The 23919-nt window shown below is 63.5% G+C and carries 22 protein-coding genes and 1 pseudogene; 12 read left to right on the top strand and 11 right to left on the bottom strand.

The window, feature by feature from the left end:
• Nucleotides 1-66: 66 nt before the first annotated feature.
• Both gap and tkt read right to left on the bottom strand, forming a co-directional pair.
• Complete coding sequence (gene gap, locus ACFQU0_RS07815; protein WP_382199610.1) at nt 67-1065, bottom strand: type I glyceraldehyde-3-phosphate dehydrogenase; 999 nt, start codon at nt 1063-1065, stop codon at nt 67-69.
• Nucleotides 1066-1095: 30 nt separating this feature from the next.
• Nucleotides 1096-3153, bottom strand: a complete 2058-nt coding sequence (gene tkt, locus ACFQU0_RS07810; protein ID WP_382199609.1) for a transketolase — start codon at nt 3151-3153, stop codon at nt 1096-1098.
• Nucleotides 3154-3287: 134 nt separating this feature from the next.
• Between tkt and ACFQU0_RS07805 the strand changes: the two genes are divergently transcribed.
• From ACFQU0_RS07805 to ACFQU0_RS07780, 6 genes are all read left to right on the top strand, one after another.
• Nucleotides 3288-4055 carry a nucleotidyltransferase family protein gene (locus ACFQU0_RS07805; RefSeq protein WP_382199608.1) on the top strand — a complete coding sequence of 256 codons (768 nt, stop codon included), beginning with the start codon at nt 3288-3290 and terminating at the stop codon, nt 4053-4055.
• A gap of 9 nt (nt 4056-4064) precedes the next feature.
• Nucleotides 4065-5231 (top strand): ATP-binding protein, encoded by a 1167-nt coding sequence (locus tag ACFQU0_RS07800; RefSeq protein WP_382199607.1) that lies wholly within the window; start codon nt 4065-4067, stop codon nt 5229-5231.
• Between the two features lie 4 nt (nt 5232-5235).
• Nucleotides 5236-6621 carry an aminopeptidase P N-terminal domain-containing protein gene (locus ACFQU0_RS07795; protein WP_382199606.1) on the top strand — a complete coding sequence of 462 codons (1386 nt, stop codon included), beginning with the start codon at nt 5236-5238 and terminating at the stop codon, nt 6619-6621.
• A gap of 82 nt (nt 6622-6703) precedes the next feature.
• Nucleotides 6704-7759, top strand: coding sequence for an extracellular solute-binding protein (locus ACFQU0_RS07790; RefSeq protein ID WP_382199605.1), 1056 nt, complete (start codon nt 6704-6706; stop codon nt 7757-7759).
• Nucleotides 7756-9480: a sensor domain-containing diguanylate cyclase gene (locus tag ACFQU0_RS07785; protein WP_382199604.1), complete on the top strand. Its 1725-nt coding sequence runs from the start codon at nt 7756-7758 to the stop codon at nt 9478-9480. Before ACFQU0_RS07790 ends, ACFQU0_RS07785 begins: the two co-directional genes overlap by 4 nt.
• 63 nt (nt 9481-9543) lie before the next feature.
• On the top strand, nt 9544-10620 hold the full coding sequence (locus tag ACFQU0_RS07780) for a hypothetical protein (protein WP_382199603.1): 1077 nt from the start codon (nt 9544-9546) through the stop codon (nt 10618-10620).
• Nucleotides 10621-10622: 2 nt separating this feature from the next.
• On the opposite strand, the gene ACFQU0_RS07775 is transcribed toward ACFQU0_RS07780, so the two are convergent.
• From ACFQU0_RS07775 to ACFQU0_RS07765, 3 genes are read right to left on the bottom strand one after another with little or no spacing between them, the layout of a single operon-like run.
• Nucleotides 10623-10901, bottom strand: coding sequence for a type II toxin-antitoxin system RelE/ParE family toxin (locus ACFQU0_RS07775; RefSeq protein WP_382199602.1), 279 nt, complete (start codon nt 10899-10901; stop codon nt 10623-10625).
• Complete coding sequence (relB, locus tag ACFQU0_RS07770; RefSeq protein ID WP_382199601.1) at nt 10879-11091, bottom strand: type II toxin-antitoxin system RelB family antitoxin; 213 nt, start codon at nt 11089-11091, stop codon at nt 10879-10881. Before relB ends, ACFQU0_RS07775 begins: the two co-directional genes overlap by 23 nt.
• 51 nt (nt 11092-11142) lie before the next feature.
• Complete coding sequence (locus tag ACFQU0_RS07765; RefSeq protein ID WP_382199663.1) at nt 11143-12771, bottom strand: FMN-binding glutamate synthase family protein; 1629 nt, start codon at nt 12769-12771, stop codon at nt 11143-11145.
• A gap of 84 nt (nt 12772-12855) precedes the next feature.
• Between ACFQU0_RS07765 and ACFQU0_RS07760 the strand changes: the two genes are divergently transcribed.
• The 4 genes from ACFQU0_RS07760 (at nt 12856) to ACFQU0_RS07745 (ending at nt 16917) form a co-directional block, all read left to right on the top strand.
• Nucleotides 12856-13668 carry a UPF0149 family protein gene (locus ACFQU0_RS07760; RefSeq protein ID WP_382199600.1) on the top strand — a complete coding sequence of 271 codons (813 nt, stop codon included), beginning with the start codon at nt 12856-12858 and terminating at the stop codon, nt 13666-13668.
• Between the two features lie 56 nt (nt 13669-13724).
• Nucleotides 13725-14399 (top strand): Crp/Fnr family transcriptional regulator, encoded by a 675-nt coding sequence (locus tag ACFQU0_RS07755; protein WP_382199599.1) that lies wholly within the window; start codon nt 13725-13727, stop codon nt 14397-14399.
• A 65-nt stretch (nt 14400-14464) separates the two neighbouring features.
• Nucleotides 14465-15913, top strand: coding sequence for a sulfatase-like hydrolase/transferase (locus ACFQU0_RS07750; protein ID WP_382199598.1), 1449 nt, complete (start codon nt 14465-14467; stop codon nt 15911-15913).
• A gap of 32 nt (nt 15914-15945) precedes the next feature.
• Nucleotides 15946-16917, top strand: coding sequence for a tripartite tricarboxylate transporter substrate-binding protein (locus tag ACFQU0_RS07745; protein WP_382199597.1), 972 nt, complete (start codon nt 15946-15948; stop codon nt 16915-16917).
• Nucleotides 16918-16932: 15 nt separating this feature from the next.
• Here the strand turns inward: ACFQU0_RS07745 and ACFQU0_RS07740 are convergent, their stop codons facing one another.
• The 4 genes and pseudogenes from ACFQU0_RS07740 to ACFQU0_RS07725 all read right to left on the bottom strand — a co-directional run bounded on the left by ACFQU0_RS07740 (nt 16933) and on the right by ACFQU0_RS07725 (nt 19958).
• Nucleotides 16933-17844 (bottom strand): bifunctional GNAT family N-acetyltransferase/nucleoside diphosphate kinase regulator, encoded by a 912-nt coding sequence (locus ACFQU0_RS07740; RefSeq protein WP_382199596.1) that lies wholly within the window; start codon nt 17842-17844, stop codon nt 16933-16935.
• A 120-nt stretch (nt 17845-17964) separates the two neighbouring features.
• The gene (locus ACFQU0_RS07735; protein WP_382199595.1) at nt 17965-19125 is read right to left on the bottom strand and encodes a HipA domain-containing protein; all 1161 of its coding nucleotides are present in this window, start codon (nt 19123-19125) and stop codon (nt 17965-17967) included.
• Nucleotides 19126-19564: 439 nt separating this feature from the next.
• Nucleotides 19565-19735: pseudogene (locus tag ACFQU0_RS07730) on the bottom strand (tyrosine-type recombinase/integrase); the annotation flags it as partial.
• 25 nt (nt 19736-19760) lie between these two features.
• On the bottom strand, nt 19761-19958 hold the full coding sequence (locus tag ACFQU0_RS07725) for a phage integrase N-terminal SAM-like domain-containing protein (RefSeq protein ID WP_465262188.1): 198 nt from the start codon (nt 19956-19958) through the stop codon (nt 19761-19763).
• A gap of 194 nt (nt 19959-20152) precedes the next feature.
• Between ACFQU0_RS07725 and ACFQU0_RS07720 the strand changes: the two genes are divergently transcribed.
• Together ACFQU0_RS07720 and ACFQU0_RS07715 are read left to right on the top strand one after the other, a co-directional pair.
• Entirely contained in the window at nt 20153-21139 is a 987-nt protein-coding gene (locus ACFQU0_RS07720) for a hypothetical protein (RefSeq protein ID WP_382199594.1), read from the top strand.
• A 139-nt stretch (nt 21140-21278) separates the two neighbouring features.
• On the top strand, nt 21279-21821 hold the full coding sequence (locus tag ACFQU0_RS07715; protein ID WP_382199593.1) for a hypothetical protein: 543 nt from the start codon (nt 21279-21281) through the stop codon (nt 21819-21821).
• A 280-nt stretch (nt 21822-22101) separates the two neighbouring features.
• Here ACFQU0_RS07715 and ACFQU0_RS07710 read toward each other — a convergent pair whose 3' ends face one another.
• Both ACFQU0_RS07710 and ACFQU0_RS07705 read right to left on the bottom strand, forming a co-directional pair.
• A complete protein-coding gene (locus ACFQU0_RS07710) occupies nt 22102-22386 on the bottom strand; it encodes a hypothetical protein (protein ID WP_417451745.1) in 285 nt (94 codons plus the stop codon).
• 33 nt (nt 22387-22419) lie between these two features.
• Nucleotides 22420-23919 (bottom strand): IS5 family transposase, encoded by a 1500-nt coding sequence (locus ACFQU0_RS07705; RefSeq protein ID WP_382199592.1) that lies wholly within the window; start codon nt 23917-23919, stop codon nt 22420-22422.

The raw sequence follows: 23919 nt of genomic DNA, 5'->3' as shown, positions 1-23919 counted from the left end.
CAGATGGGGGCTTGTTCTTGACAGGGGCCACCGCAACGGCCCCTGTTTGTGTTGCGCAGCAGCGGTTTATTTGCTCACCACACGCACCATCTCCAGGCACTTGTTCGAGTAGCCCCACTCGTTGTCGTACCAGCTCACGACCTTCACGAAGGTGCCATCCAGCGCGATGCCGGCGTCGGCGTCGAAGATGGAGGTGCGGGTGTCGCCACGGAAATCGGTGGCCACCACCTTGTCTTCGGTGTAGCCCAGCACGCCCTTCAAAGCGCCTTCGGACTGGGCCTTCATTTCGGCCTTGATCTCGTCGTAGGTAGCAGCCTTGTCCAGCTCCACGGTCAGGTCAACCACCGACACGTCGGAAGTGGGCACGCGGAAGGACATGCCGGTCAGCTTCTTGTTGAGCGAAGGAATCACCACGCCCACGGCCTTGGCCGCACCCGTGCTGCTGGGGATGATGTTTTCCAGGATGCCACGGCCACCGCGCCAGTCTTTGTTCGAGGGGCCGTCCACGGTTTTTTGGGTGGCGGTGGCGGCGTGCACCGTGGTCATCAGCCCGCGCTTGATGCCCCACTTGTCGTGCAGCACCTTGGCCACGGGTGCCAGGCAGTTGGTGGTGCACGAAGCGTTGGAGATGATGGCTTCGCCCTTGTAGGTGTTGTGGTTCACGCCGAACACGAACATGGGGGTGTCGTCCTTGGATGGGGCCGACAGGATGACCTTCTTGGCGCCGGCGTCCAGGTGTTTCTGGGCGGTGACCTTGTCCAGGAACAGGCCGGTGGACTCGATGACGACGTCAGCGCCAACCTCGTTCCACTTGAGGTTGGCGGGGTCGCGCTCCTGGGTCAGGCGGATCTTCTTGCCGTTGACGATCAGGGTGTTGCCTTCAACGCTCACGGTGCCCTTGAAGCGGCCGTGCACGCTGTCGTACTGCAGCATGTAGGCCAGGTAGTCGGGCTCCAGCAGGTCGTTGATGGCCACGATCTCGATGTCCGAGAAATTCTGGATGGCGCTGCGCAACACGTTGCGGCCGATGCGGCCGAAGCCGTTGATACCCACTTTGATCGTCATGAGAGAACTCCTGATGTTGAAACGAAAACCTTACTTGCTCAAAACCTTGCGCACCGTGTCGGTCACGTTCTCTGGCGTGAAACCGAAGTGCTTGAACAGCACCGGCGCGGGGGCCGATTCGCCGTAGGTGTCGATGCCGACCACAGCGGCCACGCCGTATTTCCACCAACCATCGGTCGAGCCCATTTCCACCGCGATGCGGGGCAGGCCGGCCGGCAGCACCGAGGTCTTGTACTCGGTGGTCTGGCGGTCGAAGGTGGTGGTGCTGGGCATAGAGACCACACGCACGGCGATCTTGTGTTCCTTGGCCAGCAGCTCCTGCGCCTTGAGGGCCAGTTGCACCTCGGAACCGGTGGCGATGATGACGGCCTGCGCCTTTTTCTTCAGGCCCACTTCGGCGGGCTCGGCCAGCACGTAGGCACCACGGCTGATGTCGCCCAGCTCGTGTTTGGGCGCATACGGCAGGTTCTGGCGGCTCAGCAGCAGAGCGGTGGGCTTGTGGCGGTTTTCCAGGGCCACGGCCCAGGCCACGGCGGTCTCGGCGGTGTCGGCGGGGCGCCAAACGTCCAGGCCAGGGATCAGGCGCAGGCTGGCCGCATGTTCGATGGACTGGTGGGTGGGGCCGTCTTCGCCCAGACCGATGGAGTCGTGGGTGAAGACGTGGATCACGCGCTGCTTCATCAGCGCGGCCATGCGGATGGCGTTGCGCGAGTAGTCGCTGAAGGTCAGGAAGGTGCCGGCGTAGGGGATGAAACCACCGTGCAGGGCGATGCCGTTCATGATGGCTGCCATGCCAAACTCGCGCACGCCGTAGTTGATGTGGCGGCCACCCACACCGGCCTCGTTCTTCACCACGGCACCGGTGGCGTCAAAGCGCAGGTTGGACGTGGCCTTGGTGTTGGTGAGGTTGGAGCCGGTCAGGTCGGCGCTGCCGCCCAGCATTTCAGGCAGCGCGGCGGTGAAGGCTTCGAGCGCGATCTGGCTGGCCTTGCGGCTGGCCACGGTTTCGGCCTTGGTGTGGGCGCCGATGGTGGCGTCCACCGCCACTTGGGCGAAGGCCTTGGGCAGATCGCCCTTCATGCGGCGCACGAACTCTTTGGCCAATTCGGGGAAAGCGGCCTTGTAGGCGGCGAACTTGTCGTTCCAGGCGGCCTCAGCGGCTTTGCCCTGCGCCTTGGCGTCCCAAGCAGCGTACAGATCCTTGGGAATGACAAAGGGCTCGTGGGTCCAGCCCAGGGCTTCGCGGGTGAGCTTGATTTCCTCGGCGCCCAGTGGCTCGCCGTGGGCCTTGGCGGTGTTGGCGCGGTTGGGGCTGCCCTTGCCAATGCTGGTCTTGCAGCAAATGAGCGTGGGCTTGTCAGCGCTCTGCTTGGCGGCAGCGATCGCCGCGTCCACAGCGTCGGCGTTGTGGCCGTCCACGTCGCGGATCACGTTCCAGCCACAGGCCTCAAAACGCTGCGGCGTGTTGTCGATGAACCAGGGCGCGACCTGGCCGTCGATGGAGATGCCGTTGTCGTCGTACAGGGCCACCAGCTTGTTCAGCTTCCAGGCGCCGGCCAGGGCCACGGCCTCGTGGCTGATGCCTTCCATCAGGCAGCCGTCGCCCAGAAACACATAGGTGTGGTGGTCCACGATGGCGTGGCCGTCACGGTTGAATTCGCTCGCCAGCAGCTTCTCGGCCAGCGCCATGCCCACCGCGTTGGTGATGCCCTGGCCCAGCGGGCCGGTGGTGGTTTCCACACCGGGGGTGATGCCCACTTCGGGGTGGCCGGCGGTCTTGCTGTGCAGTTGGCGGAAGTTCTTCAGCTCGTCGATGGGCAGCTTGTAGCCGGTGAGGTGCAGCAGCGCGTAGATCAGCATGGAGCCGTGGCCATTGGACAGCACGAAGCGGTCGCGGTTGGCCCAGGCGGGGTTGCTCGGGTTGTGCTGCAGGTGGCGGCCCCACAAGGCCACCGCCATGTCGGCCATGCCCATGGGCGCGCCGGGGTGGCCAGAATTGGCCTGCTGCACGGCGTCCATGGCCAATGCGCGGATGGCGTTGGCCATGGTTTGGGACGAAACGGTGGTGGCGACGGCGGTGTCGGTCATGAAAACCTCGGGAGGAATGGGTCCAGGCCAACAACCGGTGCGCAGACGCACGGCCTGGGACAAACCCGAGATTTTACCGGCTGGCGCCCAAGCGCCACCCAAGCAGCGCACCACAGACGGTAAGCTTGTTGGCCATGCAAGAAGACATCCCTCCGCCCGCCCAAGCCCTCATACTCGCTGCGGGTCGTGGCGAGCGCATGCGTCCGCTGACCGACACCTGCCCCAAACCCCTGTTGTCCGTGCGCGGCCAAGCGCTCATGCAATACCCGCTGGACGCGTTGGCTCAAGCCGGCTTCACACCGGTGATGACCAACACCGCCTGGTTGGGCGAGCAGATCGAGGCCGCGTTCGGCGAACGCTTGATCTATTCACACGAAGGGCGCGACTTTGGCGGTGCGCTGGAAACGGCTGGCGGCATCGCGCGTGCGCTGCCACAACTCGACGAGGTGTTCTGGGTGGTGGCCGGCGATGTGTTTGCGCCCGACTTTGTGTTTGAGTCCGAAGCCCTGCTGCGCTTTCGCGCCAGCGATGCACTCGCCCACTTGTGGCTGGTGCCCAACCCCGCACACAACCCCAAAGGTGACTTTGGCCTGGCCGCCGATGGCCATGCCGTCAATGGCGACGGGCCCGACGGCACCCGCCTGACCTACAGCACCATCGGCCTGTACCGCCGGGCGCTTTTCCAGGCCCCATGGTGCGACATCCCACCAAGCAACCCGCAAGGCGTCAAGCTGGCTTTGGCACCGATCCTGCGCCGCGCCATGGACGCCGGCCACGTGACCGCCAGCGTGTACACCGGCACCTGGGCCGACGTGGGCACGCCCGAGCGCCTTCAAGCACTCAACACAGGGCTTGATCACCTTGAAAATCGAAAGCATCCTTTTCGATTTTCAAGGTCATAAAATGCCCCCATGATTGACCGAAGCGATCTCTACAAGGCCTTGCAGGACCGGCTTGGCGAAGTGCCTGCGGTGGCACTGTTAGGAGCGCGTCAAGTCGGCAAGACCACCCTGGCGCAAACCTACGCCACCCGATTCGAGTGCGCCTACTTCGACCTGGAAGACCCCCAATCGCTGGCCAGCCTGGACCAGCCACAGGCCGTGCTGCAGTCGCTGCTGGCACAGGGCAAAACCATCGTCATGGACGAAGTGCAGCGCCGGCCCGACCTTTTCCCTCTGCTGCGAACCCTCATCGACCGGCATCAGCGCAACGGCCAGTTTTTCCTGCTGGGCAGCGCGTCGCAGGCCCTGATGCAGCAGTCCGGCGAGTCACTGGCCGGGCGCCTGGGGCTCATTCACATGGGTGGCCTGGCCTTGTCTGAAGCGTCCACCACCCCAGTTGAAACGCTGTGGCTGCGCGGTGGCTACCCGCGTGCCCTGCTGGCCGGCAGCAACCGCGCCGCCATGCGCTGGCTGCGCGATTACCTGGCTCTGGTGATCGAGCGCGATCTGCCCCAGTTGGGCTTGCATGTGCCCGCCCCGGTGTTGCAGCGTTTTTGGCGGTTGTTGGCCCACTACCACGGGCAAACCTGGAACGCCGCTGAACCGGCCCGCAGTTTGGGGGTGAGCGAGCCCACCATCCGCCGCTACCTCGAGTTCATGACCGGCCTGCAAGTGGTGCGCCAACTGCCCCCGTGGCACGAAAACCTGGGCAAGCGCCAGGTCAAGGCGCCGAAAATTTACATCCGCGACAGCGGGCTGCTGCACCACCTGTGGGGCACCGCCGATTTGGAAGCGCTGTGGCAACACCCAAAAAGCGGCGCCAGCTGGGAAGGCTTTGCGCTGGAGCAGGTGCTGCACGTGGCACAACCCGACGAGGCCTATTTCTGGGCCACCCATGCAGGAGCCGAATTGGACTTGCTGATGTTCAAACACGGCTTGCGTGTGGGCGTGGAGTTCAAGCGCATGGACGCGCCGCGAATGACCCCTTCCATGCACACCGCGCTGAACGATCTCAAACTCGACGCCCTGTACGTCGTCTATTCTGGCGAGCGCCGTTACAGCCTGAACACCACAGGCCCGGCGGTGCAAGCCATTCCTTTAAAAGACCTCTCGCACCTGCATGCCGACTGGAACTGACCCCATGACCACCACCCCCTACGCCCAGCGCCGCGCCCGTGTGGCCCAGGCCATTGGCCCCGATGGCATCGCCCTCATCCCCACCGCGCCGGAATACCCGCGCAACCGCGACAACGACCACCTCTACCGGCACGACAGCTACTTCTATTACCTCACCGGTTTCACCGAGCCCAACGCATTTCTGGTGATCACGGGCGACGGCCGCAGCACGCTGTTCTGCCAGCCCAAAGACCTGGAACGCGAGATCTGGGACGGCATCCGCCTGGGCCCCGAGGCCGCGCCGGCCGCGCTGGGTGTGAGCGCCGCCCACGCTATCGGAGAGCTGGATGCGCAATTGCCCAAGCTGACGGAGAACCGCGATGCCGTCTGGTACCCCTTCGCCATCCACGCCGGGCTGGAGGCGCGGGTGGGCAAATGGCTGGAACGGGTGCGCGCCCGCGTGCGCTTCGGCGCCCTGTGCCCCGAGCAGCAACGCGACCTGTGTGGCGTGCTCGACGAGATGCGGCTGATCAAGGACGCCCACGAGCAAGACATCATGCGCCGGGCCGCGCAGATCAGCGCCCGCGCCCACGTGCGCGCCATGCAGCGTAGCGCCGCCATGCTGCGTGCCGGCCAGGAGGTGCGCGAGTACCACCTCGACGCCGAACTGCTGCACGAATTCCGCCAGCACGGCTCACAGTACCCGGCCTACGGCAGCATCGTGGCCGCCGGCGCCAACGCCTGCGTGCTGCATTACCGCGCCGATGCCGCACCGGTGCGCGATGGTGAGCTGGTGCTGATCGACGCCGGCTGCGAGCTGGACGGCTACGCCAGCGACATCACCCGCACCTTCCCGGCCAATGGCCGTTTCACCGGCCCGCAACGTGCGCTGTACGACCTGGTGCTGGCCTCGCAAGAGGCGGCCGTGGCGGCCACAAAAGCAGGCGCCCGCTTCAACGACCCCCACGAGGCCACCGTCAAGGTGCTGGCGCAAGGCATGCTCGACCTCGGCCTGCTGGACAAGAACAAAGTTGGTACGGTGGCGGACGTGATTGAAAAGCGCGCCTACTTCCCGTTCTACATGCACCGCACCGGCCACTGGCTGGGCATGGACGTGCACGACTGCGGCAGCTACGTGGAGCCGACCGAAGTGGGACAGACCAGCGAGCGCCGCGACCCGCTCAGCGGAGAAACCATCACCAACCGCCCGAGCCGCATCCTGCGCCCCGGCATGGTGCTGACCATCGAGCCCGGCCTCTACGTGCGCCCAACCGAAGGCGTGCCCGAAGCCTTCCACAACATCGGCATACGCATCGAGGATGACGCCATCGTGACGGACACCGGCTGTGAACTCATCACCCGCGACGTGCCGGTGGCGGCCAACGAGATCGAAGCGCTGATGCGCGGCTGAGCCCCGTCGGTCACCATTTGTTTCATGTTTGGGCGATCCAAGGTCGCCCTTTTTTTTCGCCATCTGTGAAAAAATGTGACACATGAAACAACATGCCGGTGTCAGCAGGCGCATGCTGCTGGGCGCTACGGCGGCACTGCCGCTGGCTGCCCGGTCGGCCCATGCGCACACGCTGCGCGTGCTGACCTGGCCCGGCTACGCCGACCCGGACGTGGTGGCCACCTTCGAACGGCGCGAAGGCGTGAAGGTCGAAGTCAGCGTGGTCGACTCGGACGAGACCCTGTGGGAACGCATGAACACCCGCCAAGGCGGGGACTTCGACGTTTTTGCGGTCAACACGGCCGAACTGCAACGCTACATCGCCGCCAACCTCGTGGCCACGCTGGACCCCCAACGCCTGCCCCACCGCGCCGATCAGCTGCCACGCTTTCGCGACTTGGACAAAGTGCCCGGCCTGGTGCACCAGGGCAAGACCTACGCCATTCCCTACACCTACGCGGAGATGGGTCTGATCCACGACCGTCGCCAAATGCCCCAGGCCCCCGATTCGGTGGCCGCGTTGTGGGACCCGCGCTGGCGCGGCAAAGTGCTGGCCTACAACGGGGGCACCCACAATTTTTCGCTGGCCGCCATCGCGTTGGGGCTGAGCACCCCGTTCCATCTGGGCGCCAGCGAATGGCCCCGGGTGGTCGATCACCTCATCGCGCTGCGGCGCAACGTGCTGAGCTTCTACACCGAACCCGAGGAATCGGTCCGTTTGTTCACCTCGCGCGGCGCCGCCCTGATGTTTGCCAACTACGGCTCACAACAGGTCAAGCTGCTCCAAGCGGCGGGCGTGGACGTGGGCTATACGGTTCCGCGCGAAGGGGCCCTGGCATGGCTGGACTGCTGGGCCATGAGCCGCAGCGCCCACGATCCGGAGCTGGCCACGCGCTGGATCGACTACCTGCTTGAAGCCGGACCAGGCGAGGTGCTGGTGCAGCGCCAGGGTCTGGCCAACACCACCTCACCTTCGCCATTTCACCGCCCGGATGCCCGCTTGCGCTGGCTGGAACCGGTGGAAGACACCCAAAAGCGCACCCGCATGTGGGACCGCATCGTGTCAGGCGATCGCGCGGCCAAAGTGCTGGCCGCATGAAATTCGGCATCGCGCTCAAGCTCAGCCTGCTGCTGGCCTTGGCCGGCGCGCTGGCGGCGGGCCTCACTGGCTATTACGCCTTTGAAGCCAGCCGCACCCTGCTGGTGAACGCGGCCAAAGACCGGCTGCTGACCTCGACCCTTGTGCTGGCACGCCGTGTGGCGTTGGCGCGCGAGGAAATCGAGCGCGACCTGGTGCTGGTGGCGGAACACCCCGCCGCACGCGCCCTGCTGCAAGGCCCTGGCACGCCATCGCAACAGCAAACCTTGCAGGACCTGATGGTCCTGATGCTGCAATCACAACCGTCCTACTTTCAGGTGCGGCTGATTGCCGCCGACCAGCACGGCATGGAACGTGTGCGGGTGGACCGCGCCCCACGAGGCCCGATGGTGGTAGCAGACGACGACTTGCAGGAAAAGGGGCACTTCGATTACGTCTCGCAGGCGCTGCGGCTCGGGCCCGACCAGACCTACATGTCGCGGGTGGCCATCAACCACGAGCGCGGATCACACCTGGGCGTGGACAAGCCCTCGCTGCAACTGGCCCGCCCGGTGAGGGACGCACAGGGTCGCGCCCTGGGGGTGGCGGTCATCAACATCGACTTGAACGGCACCTTCGAGTTGCTGGCCAAGGACATGCCGGAGAGCATCCAGCTGTACTTTGCCAACCACGAGGGCGACATCCTCATCCACCCCGAGCCTGCCAAGACCTTTGGCTTCGACCGCGGCCGGCGCATCTTCATCCAGGACGAATTCGCTGCCACGGGGCCTGTGGTGCGCGGCGACAACAACGTCGCGGTGTTCGAGTCCCACGAGGGCGCCCACGCCAACCAACCCGTGGTGGCCGCCTTCATGAGCCAACCGCTGAAGGTGAGCTCGCCCGAAACACGGCTGACCTTGGGACTGACCCAGCCCCTTCAGGCGGTGCTGGCCGAATCCAACCGGCTGGGCCAGACCGTGCTGCAAATCGTGCTCGCCCTGTGCGCACTCAGCCTGCTGCTGGCCCTGTGGATGGGCCGGGCACTGACGCGCCCCATCAATGCCATCAGCCACGCCGCCCGCATGGTCGCCAGCGGTCTGCCGGCGGGCGCCTTGCCGGTGGAGCGGCGCGATGAGATCGGCGATCTGGCGCGCGCCTTCCGTGACATGCGCCTGCAAATCGGCGAGCAGATCAGCGAACTGCGCGACAACCAGGACGAGCTGGAGCACCTCGCCCAACACGACCCCCTGACCGGACTGGCCAACCGGCGCAAGTTCCAGGAACGCCTGGACCACGCACTGGCCCAGGCGCGGCGTGTGCCCCAGACGGTGAGTGTGCTGTTCATCGACCTGGACCGCTTCAAGCCGATCAACGACCACCACGGCCACGACGTGGGTGACGTGGTGCTGCAGACCGTGGCACGCCGGTTGAAAGGTGTGCTGCGCGAGGTGGACACCGTGGCCCGCATCGGCGGCGATGAGTTTGTGGCCTTGCTGGGCGCACCCGCCACCCAGGAACAGCTCGAAGCCATCGCCCGCAAACTGCTGACGCTGGTGAGCGAGCCCATGGTGGTGGACAAGCTGCAACTCGACCTGGGCTGCAGCATAGGCATTGCCAGTTACCCAGACCACGCCAGCACCGCCACCGACTTGCTGGCCGCCGCCGATCACGCCATGTACCAAGCCAAAACGGCCGGCCGCAACACGTTCCGCTTTTTTGACGCAACGCCGCCCGCGACCTGACCCCACCACCGCCTGTCGGAACACCCTCAAGCCGCGGCAGTCGGCGCCGATTTCGACAGAACCATGAAGATCGAAACCGCCAGCGTGGCCATGGCCAGCCAGCACAGCGAGGTGTCGCACCACCGCGTGCAAGAGCAGCTGCGCCTGTGGAACGGCAACCACCGCCTGGAGCTGAACCGCGACAGCAGCCGCACCAGCGCCTCTTCGATGGTGACCCACCTCTCAGCACGGGCGCAGGCGATGCCACGCAACCTGCCTGCGGCAGCGCCGGCCACCATGGCGCAGACCGCACCCGCCAGTCAAGCCGCCTCCAACGCCGATGCCGAATCGGTGGACCCCAAGCTGGAACCACTGATCCGGCTGGTCGAACTCATCACGGGCCGCAAGGTGCGCCTCTTCCGCGCCGAGGACTTGACCGGCAAAGCCCCATCACAAAGCACCCCCAACCCCAACCCCGCCGCACAACGCGCGGGCTGGGGCCTGAGCTACGACCGAACGGAAACCCGCTACGAGGCCCAGCACACCCAGGTGCAGGTGGAAGGCACGGTCAAGACCAGCGACGGCCGTGAGATCAACTTCGCCCTGTCGCTGGAGATGCGGCGAGAGTACTTGGAGACCAGCAGCGTCTCCCTGCGCGCCGGCGACGCGCTGCTCAAAGACCCGCTGGTCATCCACTTTGATGGTCCTGCCGGCGAGCTGTCCGACCTGCGCTTCGACTTCGACCTGGACGCCGATGGCAACCTCGACAACATGGCCTTTGTGGGCGCCGGCAGCGGCTTTCTGGTGCTCGACAAAAACGGCAACGGCAGCGTGGACGATGGCCGCGAGCTGTTTGGCGCTTTGAGTGGCGACGGCTTTGCCGATCTGGCCGCACTGGACGACGACGGCAACGGCTGGATAGACGAAAACGACCGCGCGTTCGACCAGCTGCAGGTGTGGCAGAAAGACGCTGAAGGCCAGGACCGCCTGCGCAGCCTGCGCGAGGCCAACGTGGGCGCGCTCTACCTGGGCCGCGTGGCCAGCCCGTTCTCGTTGCGCGACGCCACCAACCAGACCTTGGGCGAGGTGCGCAGCACCGGTGTGTACCTGCGTGAAGACGGCGGCGCCGGGGCGCTGCAGCAGATCGATCTGGCGGTGTAGGCCTACCTCGGGTACTGCTGCCTGGCGTGGAGCACGCTCAAAATTTCGATGCAATCCACCGTGTACCGGTACACCAGTATGTAGTTGGGATGCGATACCAGCTCATGGGTACCGGCCACCCGCCCTCGCCGGTACTGGGCAGGCAGAACGGCCAGCGCATCGGCATCGTCGATCAAACGCGCCACCAGCCGACGTGCTGCCCGCACATCGCGTTCGGCGATGAACTCGGCAATGGTGCTCAGGTCTTCGAGCGCGGACTCAAGCCACAGAACCTTGAGCATGTCCTGCTTCGGCTGCGTGAATCACCGCGTCCATGCGTCGCATGACTTCGTCTGTGCTGAACCGGGGCGTCTCTGGATCGTCAGCGCGGCGCAGTGCCGCCTCGACCCGGGCGCGAAACCACTGGTCGTGCGCGTCCGCCTCTTGTTGAGTGGAAAACTCGGACACGATGGGATCAAGCGCGACGTTCATGCGAAAAGGTTAGCACAGGCCACTCGCGCACGCACACATTTCTGTCGTCACCTACCCCGCCCCCATCCCAAACCGGTCCGCCCGCGCCGGTGCCCAGAACTCGGTGAACACGCGGTGCAAACCTTCGGTGCTGTCTTGCAGCAAGGCGCCTGGGCGCACCTGGGGCAGCAGGTTGGAGAGCAGGCGCACGTCGTTCTCGTTCACGCGGCGCACGATGTGGTGGGCGGTGATGCCGCTGGGGTGTGGCAGGCCGGCGGCCTGCACCAGCTCCTGCAAGGCCTTGAGCGTGTTCTGGTGGAAGTTGAACACCCGCGTGGTCTTGTTGTTCACGTCCAGCGCCTGCTGGCGCAGCGGGTCTTGGGTGGTCACGCCGGTGGGGCAGTGGCCGGTGTGGCAGGCCTGGGCCTGTATGCAACCCAGTGCAAACATGAAGCCACGCGCGCTGTTGCACCAGTCGGCGCCCATGGCCATGGCGCGGGCAATGTCGAAGGCGCTGACCACCTTGCCGGCGCAGCCGATCTTGATGCGGTCGCGCAGGTTCACGCCCACCAAGGTGTTGTGCACCAGCAGCAGGCCTTCCTGCAGCGGCGCGCCCACGTGGTCGGTGAACTCCAGCGGCGCGGCGCCGGTGCCGCCCTCCGCGCCATCGACCACGACGAAGTCGGGTGTGATGCCACTTTGTTGCATGGCCTTGACCAGCCCAAACCACTCCCACGGGTGGCCCACACAGAACTTGAAGCCCACCGGCTTGCCTTCGCTCAAAGCGCGCAGGCGGGCGATGAAGTCCATCAGCTCCAGCGGCGTTGAGAAGGCGCTGTGCGAAGCGGGCGACACGCAGTCCTGTCCTTGCGGAACACCCCGCGCAGCGGCGATTTCGGCTGTCACCTTGGCGCCCGGCAACACGCCGCCGTGGCCGGGTTTGGCGCCCTGGCTGAGCTTGATCTCGATCATGCGCACCTGCGGGTCAAGCGCGTTGGCGCGGAACTTGTCGGCGTTGAATGTGCCGTCGTCGTTGCGGCAGCCAAAGTAGCCCGAGCCGATCTCCCAGATCAGGTCGCCGCCGTGCACACGATGCCAGGCAGAGATCGAGCCTTCGCCCGTGTCGTGCGCGAAACGGCCCTTTTTGGCGCCCGCGTTGAGCGACTGGATGGCGTTGGCGCTGAGCGCCCCAAAACTCATGGCCGAGATGTTGAAGATGCTGGCGTCGTAAGGCTGGGTGCAGGCCGGCCCGCCGATGGTGAGGCGAAAGTCGTGGCTGTCGATCACGCTGGGCACCATGGCGTGGTTCAGCCACTCGTGGCCGTCACGTTTCACATCCACCTGCGTGCCAAAAGGGCGCTTGTCGGTTTCACCTTTGGCGCGGGCGTACACCAGGCTGCGCTGCGAGCGCGAAAAAGGCGTCGCTTCGGTGTCGTTCTCGATGAAGTACTGTCGCATCTCGGGCCGGATCTTCTCCAGCATGAAACGCAGGTTGCCAATGACCGGGTAGTTGCGCCGCACCGCGCTGTACCCTTGCCGCAGATCGCGCACGCCCACCACGCTCAGGCCGCCAAACACCAGCAAGGCCAGCAGCCCCTTGCCAAAGGCGATCAGCGTGAACAAGCTCAACAGCGCGGCCACCACACACACGCCCAGGGCGGTGTAGCGCACCGGGTAAAGGTGGTTGAGTTTGTCCAGCATGCGGCGCTCCTGCGGTCGGTTGGCGGCCATCATAAGCCGCTATCGCCGTACACTTGGCGCCCCGTTACCGACCGACACGCCGCGATGAACACCGATACCACTGCGCCCAGCAACGCCCCTTCCACAGCGATGTCGCCCGACGACTTCGACGCCCTGGACAGCATCCTGGACGGCCTGCGCGAACGCCACGACGAAATCCCGCAGTGGGAGTTCTGCGAAGGTTTCATCGCCGCGCTGGTCTGCTGCCGCCGGGTCATCCTGCCCAGCGAATATTTCCCTGTGCTGTTTGGTGACGGCGACAACGGAGGCATCGCCACCAGCAGCCTGTTCCAAGACGAAGCCCAGTTCACCCAGTTCATGACGCTGTGGACACGCCGCTGGAACGAGGTGGCGCAAGCCCTGGGCACGCCGGTGGAGTCGCTTGACGACGAGCGCGCCTACTCGCCCGAGGTGGTGGACATCCGGGGCGCCGTGGCCTGCCTGAGCGACGAAGAGCGTGCCGACATGGGCGACGACCCCCTGCCGAGTTTTGGCCAGGTGTGGGCGCTGGGCTTCATGTTCGCGGTGGAAAACTGGCCCGAAGAATGGGCGCCCCCGCGCGACCGCGACGCCGCCAAGTGGCTGGACGAATCGCTGGAAACCATCGTCGCCCTGAGCGAAGACGACACCGGCGAACCCACGGTGTCCATGTACAAGGAAGACGGCCCGCCCAGCGTGAGCGAGGACCGCATCAACCTGTTCGGTGAAGGCATCTGGGCGGTGTACGACCTGGCCGAAATCTGGCGCAACATCGGCCCCCGCGTGGAGACCGTGCGCAAGCAAGCCGAACCCGGCCGCAACGACCCGTGCCCGTGTGGCAGCGGCAAGAAGTACAAGAAGTGCCACGGGGCAACCTGAGCTTGGAACCGCAACCGGCGCCCTGACCGCTGGGCACAGCACGAAGCCATCCGCCAATGCCAAAACCCACCAGCAGCCTGGCCCTTTCGCACGAGCTCGCCGCTACGGTGTGGACCCAGCTGGACACGGCGCGATTTCCTGTGCAGCGACTCAACAAAGGGTGGTGGCTGAACCTGTCGGATCATCGGCTTCAGGCCTTACCCTTCGTCGTTCAGGGCAGGCTGGATGCCGTGCTTGCCTTGGGTGAAGAGGGCACCCGGGTCATACCGGTGTCGTTCGGGCCGGGTGAGATCGCCTTGCTCTCCGCGCTGTTTGCCGACGAACCCGTCCATGGCCAGTTGCTGGCCGCCGAAACGGCGCAGGTGCGCTGGCTGCCCAAGGCCGAACTGGAATCGTTGCTCCAGCAGCACCCACCCCTGCTCCTGCTGCTGGTACGCTTTTTAGCGCAACGCCTGCGCGAGGTCCGCGCCCGGGAACGCGGCTGGCTTGAGCGGAGCGTGCACGAACGGGTCCGTGCCGGCCTGGCGCGCGTGGCGCTGGCCACGGCGCCCGCGCATGCCGGCCAGCCGTGGTACGTGGTGGTCACCCACGAGCAACTGGCGCAACGCTGCGGCGTGAGCAGGCCCAAGCTCTCGCTGGCGCTGAAGCAACTGGAATGCGACGGCGTGGTGAGGTTGGGCCGGGGGCGCATCGAGGTGCTCCAGCATGGCGCGCTGACCGCCGGCACCTGAGACCGCGCCAGCGCTTTGTTCCAGCAGGAACAGACAGCCACGATGCGGCCTTGAACAATGCGGCCATGACACCGCTGCCCCCCAAGAACCTGCTGCTCATCGTTTCGGACGAACACAACCCTCACGTGATGGGCTGCGCCGGCCACCCGGAGATACACACGCCCCACCTGGACCGCTTGGCTGCCAGCGGCACGCGATTTACCCACGCGAGTTGCGCCAGCCCCATCTGCGTGCCCGCACGCGCGGCCTTGGCCACCGGTCGCCAACTCTTCGAACTGGGTCATTGGGACAACGTGGACGCCTACGACGGTCGCACGCCCAGCTGGCACCACGTACTGCGCGCCGCCGGTCATGAGGTGGTGTCCATCGGCAAGCTGCACTACCGCGGGTGGGAAGGTGACGACTACGGTTTCACCGAGAGCCTGCTGCCGATGCACATCCACGGCGGCCGGGGCGAAGTCAAGATGCTGCTGCGCAACCCGCCAACCACCATCGGCGATGGTGCCAACATGCTGGCATCGGCCAAAGCAGGCGAGTCGGACTACACGCGCTACGACGCACAGATCACCCAACGCGCCATCGAATGGCTGCACGCGCACAGCGAGCGCACCAGCGACAAGCCGTGGGTGCTCATGGTCTCGTTGGTGGCCCCCCATTTTCCACTGACCGCACCGCCCGCCTTCTTTGACCGGTATGCCAACCAACCGCTTCAAATGCCCAAGGCGTACCACTTTGGCGTGAACCCGCAGGCCCACCCCTTTGTGCGTCAGTACGCGCTGGAAAGTGGCTACAACCAGCACTTCAAGACCGAGGCCGACGTGCGGCGCGCGCTGAGTGGCTACTACGGGCTGGTGTCCTACCTCGATGCGAACGTAGGCGCGCTGCTGGAGGCATTGGCCGAGGCCGGGCTGTGCGATGACACCCGGGTGATGTACACCAGCGACCACGGCGACAACACCGGTGCGCGCGGCCTGTGGGGCAAAAGCACGATGTACGCGGAGTCCGTGGGCGTGCCCATGATCCTGAGCGGCCCGGACGTAGCGCCGGGGCGCGTCGAAACAGCGGCCGTGAGCCACGTCGACGTCTACAACACGGTGCTGGAGGCGGTGGGTGTGCCGCTGGCGCAGAGCACCGCCAGCGCGCGCTCGCAATCGCTGTTGTCGCCGCTGCCTGGCGATCGCGTGGCGTTGTCCGAGTACCACACCATCGGTTCCCGTTCGGCCGTGTTCATGCTGCAGGACGCCCACACCAAATACGTCCACCACTGCGATCTGGCACCCGAGCTGTTCGATCTGGATCAAGACCCCGAAGAGCTGGAGAACCTGTCGGACCAACCGGCGCGGCAGGCCCTCTGCAAAGAATGGGAAATGCGGCTGCGCTCGCTGTGCGACCCAGACGAAGTGGACCAACGCGCCAAACGTCGTCAGCAAGCCCTGATCGACTTCTATGGCGGCGACGAGGCCATCCGATCCGGGCGGGGCATTGGCGGCTACACCCCGTCTCCTGTCGCCTGATCCACACAAATCACAACCACCAGAGGAGACACATGAACCACTTTGGAACCTTCGCGCGACTGGCCGCCGCCGCACTGCTGGCAATGGCAAACGCCGCACACGCTCAAACCCCACCCGCAACCGTGAAAATCCTGGTCGGATTTCCTGCTGGCGGCGCGCCCGACGCGGTGGCGCGCGCCCTGGCCGAAGAACTGCGACAGACCGCCAACGTCACCGTGGTGGTAGAAAACAAACCCGGTGCCAGCGGCAAAATCGCGATCGACAGTCTGCTGTCAGCCCCGGGCGATGGCGACACCGTGGCGGTGATACCCGCCAGCGTTTTGGCGCTGGTGCCCCAAACCGTCAAGGCCGCCAAATACGACTCGGTACGGGACTTCTCCACCTTGGGCAGCGTGGCGGAGTACGGGTTCGGCGTGGCGGCAGGCCCCGCATCCAAAGCCACCACACTGGCCGCATACAAAACCTGGGCGCAAGCGAATGCGCCCCAAAGCGCGTTTGCAACGCCTGGCAACGGCACACCTCAACATTTTTTGGGTGCCCAACTTGAGAAGGCCCTGGGCATCGCCTTGACACACGTGCCCTACCGGGGCGGGGCAGCGGCGGTGGGCGATGTCATCGGCGGCCAGGTGCCGCTCCTGATCACCACCGAGCAGCTGCTGGTGCCACATGAAGGGCAGGGCAAACTCAAGACCCTGTTCATCACGTCCAAAGAACGCAATCCCAAATTGCCCAACGTGCCCACCGCACGCGAGCTGGGCATGCCGCAACTGGAATCGGTGGACTGGTTTGGCGTGTTCGGGAAAGCGGGCATGACCCCCGCCAAGGTCACCCAATGGCGCGCGCAACTGGACAAGGTCTTGGCGTCCACCCGCTACCAGGACGCCATGAAACACATGGGCTACACCGTGCCCAGCAAACAGCCAGACGACTTCCCAAAACTGCTCGCCAGCGAACGTGCCGCATGGGCTGAGCGGGTCAAGCTGTCGGGCTTTTCGGCTGAGTGAGCGGCTGGGCGGCGCTCACAGGTGAAAGTGGCCAGCCGCTTCCGGCTGGTACAGCACCTTCTCAATCTGCACGTGGCGAGTGCGGTGGGTCATGCGCCAGTCAAACGCATCGCCCTCCTTGTAGCCCAGGATGGCGGTGCCCACGTCGGAGCACACCGAGAACTTGCCGGCGCTGTCGTCCGCCTCTTCGGGGTAGACCAGCGCCACCTCCACCGCCTCGCCGTCCAGACGCACCACGGCACGCGAGTTCATCGTGACCACGTCTTGTGGCACCTGGTGCGGCTCCACCACGGTGGCCCGCTCAACCTCATGCTCCAGCTCAAACACCGCCGACGGGTGCGCCAGCGCCAGCAGGTTTCTCAGCCGCGCCTGGTCGATTTCGGTGATGTGGATGCCGGTGGCCTCATCTGCAGTGCCTTCGCGCAACAGCCGCAGGTAACGCTCTGAGTGCATGGCCAGCGACTTCAACGCGGGCGTGTCACTTTGAAGCAAAAAGCCACAACGCTCGAACGCCTTGAGCGAGCGCGCGTTGTCCGCGTGGATCTTGGCAATCAGGCGCTCCGCCCGCATCTCCAAAAACGCCAGCTTCATGCCTTCGCGGATCGCACTGGCACCCAGCTTGCGCCCCCAGTTGTCGCGGTCACCAATGACCAGGACCATCTCGCAGTCCGCCTCGTTCTTGACCAAACGCACAAATCCCACCGGCACGTCGTGCCGGTCGCAGGCCATGAAAAAGCGGCCGCCCTGGTTGAAGAGATGGGTGAGGATGGGCAACTGAACCCGCCCGACCACTTGTTCGATGAACCGGGAGACGTGGCGCGAATCGCTCAGGTAGCGCGTCACCTGCTCGTCTTCCAACCAGTCCATGAGGTGGAACGCATCGGCCCGAGTGATCTCGGGGCACAGAGAAATGAAAGGCTTGGTCATATCTTCACCACACTTGGCTGCAAGAATGAAAGCCTTCCATGGCTGCGGCCATGACGGTTCTTTCGGTACGGGGGGGGATTTTAGGACAGGGTGGGTGCGGCAGGGCGGCGGGGCCTTGCTTCACGGGAGCAAGGGGGCCACAAACGTTTGAGCGGCGGCGAGGTTGCGATGGGCCAGCTCGCGGAACTCGGCTGACACCGGAAACCCCACCGCATCCTGTTGCACGGACTGCCAGAAAAGGTGTGCTGCCTGGGCTGCACGCTGCCACACAGCTGGCTTGGCGCCGATGGTGCCTACACGGGGCGTGATTGGATGGAGCGCAGGATCAACGCCGCCACCGATCGAGGCGTAGCGCATGGGCAAGATGTCATAGGCAGGGGCCAGTCCGGCAAAGTCGCCGTTTTCCGCCAGCAGCATCGAAATGTTTTCGAAGTGCCTGTCGGTGTTGCCAATCAATTCGCTGAAGGCGGCCAGCACGTTGAGATGGTGGGCCTCATCGCGCGTCAGGTAGCCCGCCTTTTCGCAACGCGCCGCGAACTCGGACCAGGTATCGCGGCTGCCGAAGTACTCGTCATCGATGGCCCCGCAAGAGAGCATGCCCACCCGACCATGCCGGCCCAAGCGGTCGAACCGCTGAACTTCAAGAAACACATGGTCGCCAGCGCTGAAGACCTGGGTCTTTGCCGCCGGCACACCGATGTGCTCCAAGGTTCGCAGTGCAACGTGTTCCAGCGGCAGCAGGGACGCCATGCGGCTGCCTGCCTTCGCAAATTTCACGATCACGTGACCACTGTCTTCGACCAGTGAAAGGAACTTGGGTTGTTCCCCGCCCGCGCTGCTGCCATAGGTGGCGTCCCGCAGTTCGGTGGCCATCGCCACGTAATGCTGGCGCTTCTCGGCGCTCGAGACTGACGGGGCGTTGCGGAAGTCCATTTCTCGCTGCAGCGAGGCTTCGCCATAGATCAAATTGCCCGACAGATTGACGCCTCTCGAGAAGAGATAGGCAATCCGGTGGTCGTCGCTCCAGTCTTGCAGGCTTTCTGGAAGGTGGAGTGCGGCGGCGGCATTCCGTGCAACCTGGCGTCCCAGAAAGCCCGTTGGCGACGAGAACACCATGTAGGGCGGCAGACCGTCGTACCGCACCGTCTCGCGCGTTGTGCGTTCCAGCGTGCCGCCACCAGCGAGGAATTCAATTTCAGCGAAAGGCTCTATGGCCCCATTGCTCAAGATCCGATACACCGTTTGGCGAGGCCGCAGTGTCGGATGGGGCGTACGCAGCAAGGCGTACTGCGGCGTGCGAACCCCTGAAATCCGAAAACTCGTCAACCCATCGGGGTGAGACTGAATAGTTCGCGAGAGCGTGGGTTGGCTGATCGCCAAAGCATCTGCCAGCTCTTTGGCCGAGCGTGGTCCCGCCCTCAACAATGAGGCCAGAGCAGTCCATCGAGGGTCAACACCAGAGGAGCCAGAAGTTGCCATGTCGAACAGTTGATGAATAGTTCAATGAAATATACATGAATAACTAAAAATCAAGTCTGGGGTGCCGGCGACCGAGATAGCAGCGCGCGTCAAGGTAGTTGTCGCCTTATTCATGCAGCCAACGGCTGTTTATCGGTGCAGCCCGAATGCGTCTTGATGACCGAGTCGCGTTCGGGGTTGAGCGGCACGGCGCCGATGGGCTGACGCAGGCGCCGCCCAGGATCACGCTGTGTCTCGGAAGTCAGCCGCCAAAGGCCAATGAATCCAGCGGGCTGGCCGTGCCGCCAGCTGCCACCTTCAGCACACGGGTGTAAATCATGGTGGTGGACACATCGCTGTGCCCCAGCAGTTCCTGAACCGTGTGGATGTCGGTGCCAGATTGCAGCAAGTGCGTGGCAAAACTGTGGCGCAAACCCTGCGCTCATTAGCCAGCATGTTCAGAAACGCCTCCACCTCTGCCGCGCCATGTCGCGCGGATGCCGCATTTCGCCATTGCGGCCATGCCACCGAACGAAAAACCGCACCCAATGCAGGTAAGCCTTCTCGGTGTTGAGGCTATAGTGAAGGTAGCGAATCCGCTCCCGCAACTGGTCAAGAAGCCGCGTGGAGCGCAAACCAGGCGGGCCGGGTTTCATGGTTTGTTTATGCCTGTGTTTTTGAACAGTGTATCGACCCCAAACCCAGGCGGCAAGCCATTCTCAGGAGGAAGCCCTGATCAGAATATCCTGCATCGTCCGTTTTATCCCGCAGGTTATGCGGGATGCGACAGTTAGCCACCAGAACACGACCATTCCGCTTCGCCACTCACATTCATAGACGGACACTGCCCATGCACCAAGAGTTGTACGCTCAAACCAATAGGCCGCTGCACCGCAGTGTCCTTGTACGAATCGGCGCACAAGTCGTCACGATCGCGCTGGCAATCGCGCTACTGGAACCGGCGCTAGCTCAAGATGCGAAGAAGCCACCTCCGACGAAGCCTACGAAGTCAGCCTCAGTACCGAAACCAGAGCCTGCACGCCCGCAACCAGTCAAATACGACTTCCTAGAAGCTCAGGAATACATCACCAAGATAAATGCCATTGCTGAGCCACAACCGCGGGGAGAATTTGAAAGCAGAGAAGCATATGAGGCAAGGCAGCCGAAGCTGGCGGATGCCGCATCGACCTTGCTTCGTATCGAGCGTGGCTATAAAGACTACTCGTATGATATCGACAAGAAAGTACTCACAATTCGGGTGCCCGTCGCAAAGATTAAGCCACGCAAGAGCCTAAACGGATTGCCATTACAAGCCGCGTACAGCATTGACAAGAAAGAGGAATACACTGGGTCAAATTCCTACGGCGCGAAGGTTACCGTGGAAAAGACTTGGTCTACCAGCTACCTGCTATTCGTCCCTCCTGAGCAGGTTAATTCGATGCTGAAGGAGACAGAGAACCCCATATTGGCAACTCTTCCAGAAAGCATGCGCGCCAGAATGGCCGATTCATTCAAAGAGAGGACCATTTCTGTCGACATTTCTGCGGAACCAAGAGATGCCGAAAGAATATCGAAGAACTATGTCGTACTATTCCGAGTTCGTCCTAAGGGGCTTCAGTTCTCTGTATTCGAGGCTACACAATCAACGAAACCTACGATTTCTGAGCCCAAGGATTCAACGCTGTTTACACGAGCCATTGAAGTAGATTTACTCGAAATTGTCGTCCGCGACGGACCAATGGGACCAGAATTGCTTAGACAGCCAATTGGCGTACCGTTGCCGTCCCCTGCATCCGATCCTGCATCAAGCGTCACGACTGACTCCCCGCCGAAATAGGATGCCGTTTCGCGCCAGCACACAGATCAATCACCGCTCAAATAACAATATTATTTTAATGGACGCTTTCAAATCACATTTTCTAGATTCTTATCTTGCGAACGGTCTCGGATCGCTCTCGAAGCGAGACATTGAGGTCTTGCTCATCTACCTCCTCGACGAATATGGCTTGGTAGACGGAAAGCCGCTGAAGGCGCTCTCCAATCAATCAGTGAGCATCCTACTAAAGGCGCCAAACTCAAGGATAAAGGCACTACGGTATGAAGCGACACTAAAGTACACACCCAACAACGAAGACCTAGCGAAATCTAGGCTGCTTGAGGTAATTGCAAAATCGCAACTTGATTCTGATAAGAGGAGGATCGGATTAATTATTGAGGACTCCTTCACCAGAAACTGGCTGCAAGGCCACATGAAGGATCACGGGCTAGTATTTGACGGCTCTTTTAATTCTGAAGTCGTAAGGGCCGATGCCGATCAGATATGTAATGTACTGCTGTCGATCTATGACGAGCAATCCGTCAATACCTTCAGAGAGAAGATTGCACAACTTCGCCAATCGGAGTCAAAACTGAGTTTCCCCGATGTCAAGAAAGATTTCTTGAAAGGTGCAATCGGCGGCCTAGGGAAGGCAGCAGTAGGAATAACAGTTAAAGGTTTAGTATCGTTGGCTGGTGGCTAACCCTTCGTATATGGACTCCCCCTCAACGGCAAGGGACTGACCGATTGGGACCCAGTGGGTAAAGCACCTGCAGTCGTATATCCGGCATCTGTGGTGGGATCGTCAATGTCCCGTGCCGACATGGAATCTGCGTCACCGCGTCGCCACACGTTGCAAGCGGCAGGCAAGCTGCCGGAAGAGTTATCGGCGTTGTGCGGTGTGGGAGGAACCCTATTGGCCATGATGGTCGATCAAACCCGTCGCAACGGTGAGATGGGGTGAGTTAAAAGGCCCGGAGGGATCAGGTCGGCATGACGAAACTCTGCCGGTTCTGTTTCTTGGTCAGCCGTGTCGCTTCATCAAACGGCGCATGGTCGCGCAGCGTGGCAAAGCAGATGCGCGCGAGCTTGTTGGCCAGCGCACAGGTGGCCTTGTTGTGATTTGATCGCCCCTGCACATCCAGCGCCCATCGGCGGATGCCGCAGATATCCTTGCCCGCGCCATCGGCCACCTTGGCCGCTCGCAGCACGCTGCGTGCGCCGTGGGTGAGCAGCATGCGCACGTAGCGGTCTCCCTTCTTGGAGATGCGTCCCAGGTAGTCGGCCCTGAAATATTCATTTCACACCCCGACTGCGCGTGATTCTGGCCAGCGCGGTGTGCCCGCCAGCCAAGTGCGCAGTGTCAGCCACCAGCTCGGCTGTCCGCCGGCCATCGTGCACAGACGCAAATACAGCCGCTGCAAGAAGGGCACCCCCTTCTTGGCGATCATGCGCAGCAGCCAGCGGATGTTGTACCCCGCCGCACACAGCACCGCATGCAGTCGGTCGCCCTGCTCACCTTTGAGGTGGCAGCGGCCCATGCGGTGGTCGGCTTTGAGGTGCCCGATGATGGGTTCAATCGCCTGGCGCCGCCTGAGCAGCTTTCTCTCCTGCTCGCTGATGCGTTTGCTCTTGCCCCGGTGCCAGATGTGCACATCTGGGTTCTGTGCATCCACGCCGCGATAGCCCAAGTCCACAAACGCTGTCGTCGGCTTTGCCTTGCTGTCCTGCATCAGGATGGCCGCCTGCTCCAGTTGTTCGTTCAAGGTGTGGCCGTCATACGGGTTGCCGTGAAACGCCCGGGCGCCAACGATCAGGTTGCCCTTGAGCGTGCTGGCAATGCCCACCTTCACCCCGAACTCGTAAGGTGTTCTGGCCTTGCCCTTGGAGATGCAGTCCACCTCGGGCGCATGCCAGGCGTAGAGCTTGCGTTGTCCGTCGGTGGCTTTGCGCTGGCCGCTCTGGGTCACGATGCGCTGGACCTTGTTCAAGGTGTCGGCGAGCGCTTGCTGCACCGCTACCCCGATGACGCTGGCCTTGCGCTGGACCTCGCGCTGCAGCCGACCCACGATGGTGCGCTGGCGTTTGATGGCACTGCGCATGCGCTTGAACTGGCGGGCGTGGGCGTAACGCCCGGCCTTGCGACTGAGGTTCTTGCCCTCTTTGGCAATGGTCTGCTTCAAATCGATGCCTGCGTCCTTGGCTGCCTCGACCAGCTTGACCCGGGCGGTCTCCAACAGGCGGCTGTCAGTGGGGTGGGCAATCGCCTTGTGCTGCACGGTGCTGTCCACGATCACGCGGGCAAGCTCCTGCGGCTTGATCAGTTTGAGCTCGACGGCCACGTTGATGGTCTGCGCCAGCAGTTCTTCCACGCCTTCGTCGCCCACCAATTGCCGGAACTTGACCAAGGTGGTGGCGTCGCAGGGTCGGTGGTGTTCGAAGTACGCCTGCCCTGAGAAGAACTGCCAAGTTGGCGTTTCGCCCCAGCGCTCAACGACGCCTTCGTCGGACTCGTTGAAGGCGTGCTTGAGGTACAGCAGCGCGATCATGGTGCGTAGCGGCACGCGGGGGCGCCCGGCGTTGCTGCTCACTTGTGCTCGCTGCACCTGTTCGCCAAAAAGATCCAGGTCGGGCATGGCCACACCGGCGCGGCCTTTGCGAGAGAACACCTGGGCCACCCGCGCTTCGATCTCCTGCCAGGGCATGCGCGAGGACAGCACGGCCAGGGGATGGCGCAGGTCGATCATGTGGTCGATGCGCGAGTGAAAGAAATCGTCGGTGGCGGGGCAGGCAAACAGCAC

Origin of the sequence: Hydrogenophaga defluvii, assembly GCF_042665235.1 — a bacterium.
GTDB classification, from domain to species: domain Bacteria; phylum Pseudomonadota; class Gammaproteobacteria; order Burkholderiales; family Burkholderiaceae_C; genus Hydrogenophaga; species Hydrogenophaga defluvii_A.
Note: the sequence above shows the minus strand (reverse complement) of the source record. Positions and strands in the feature narration are given on the sequence as shown.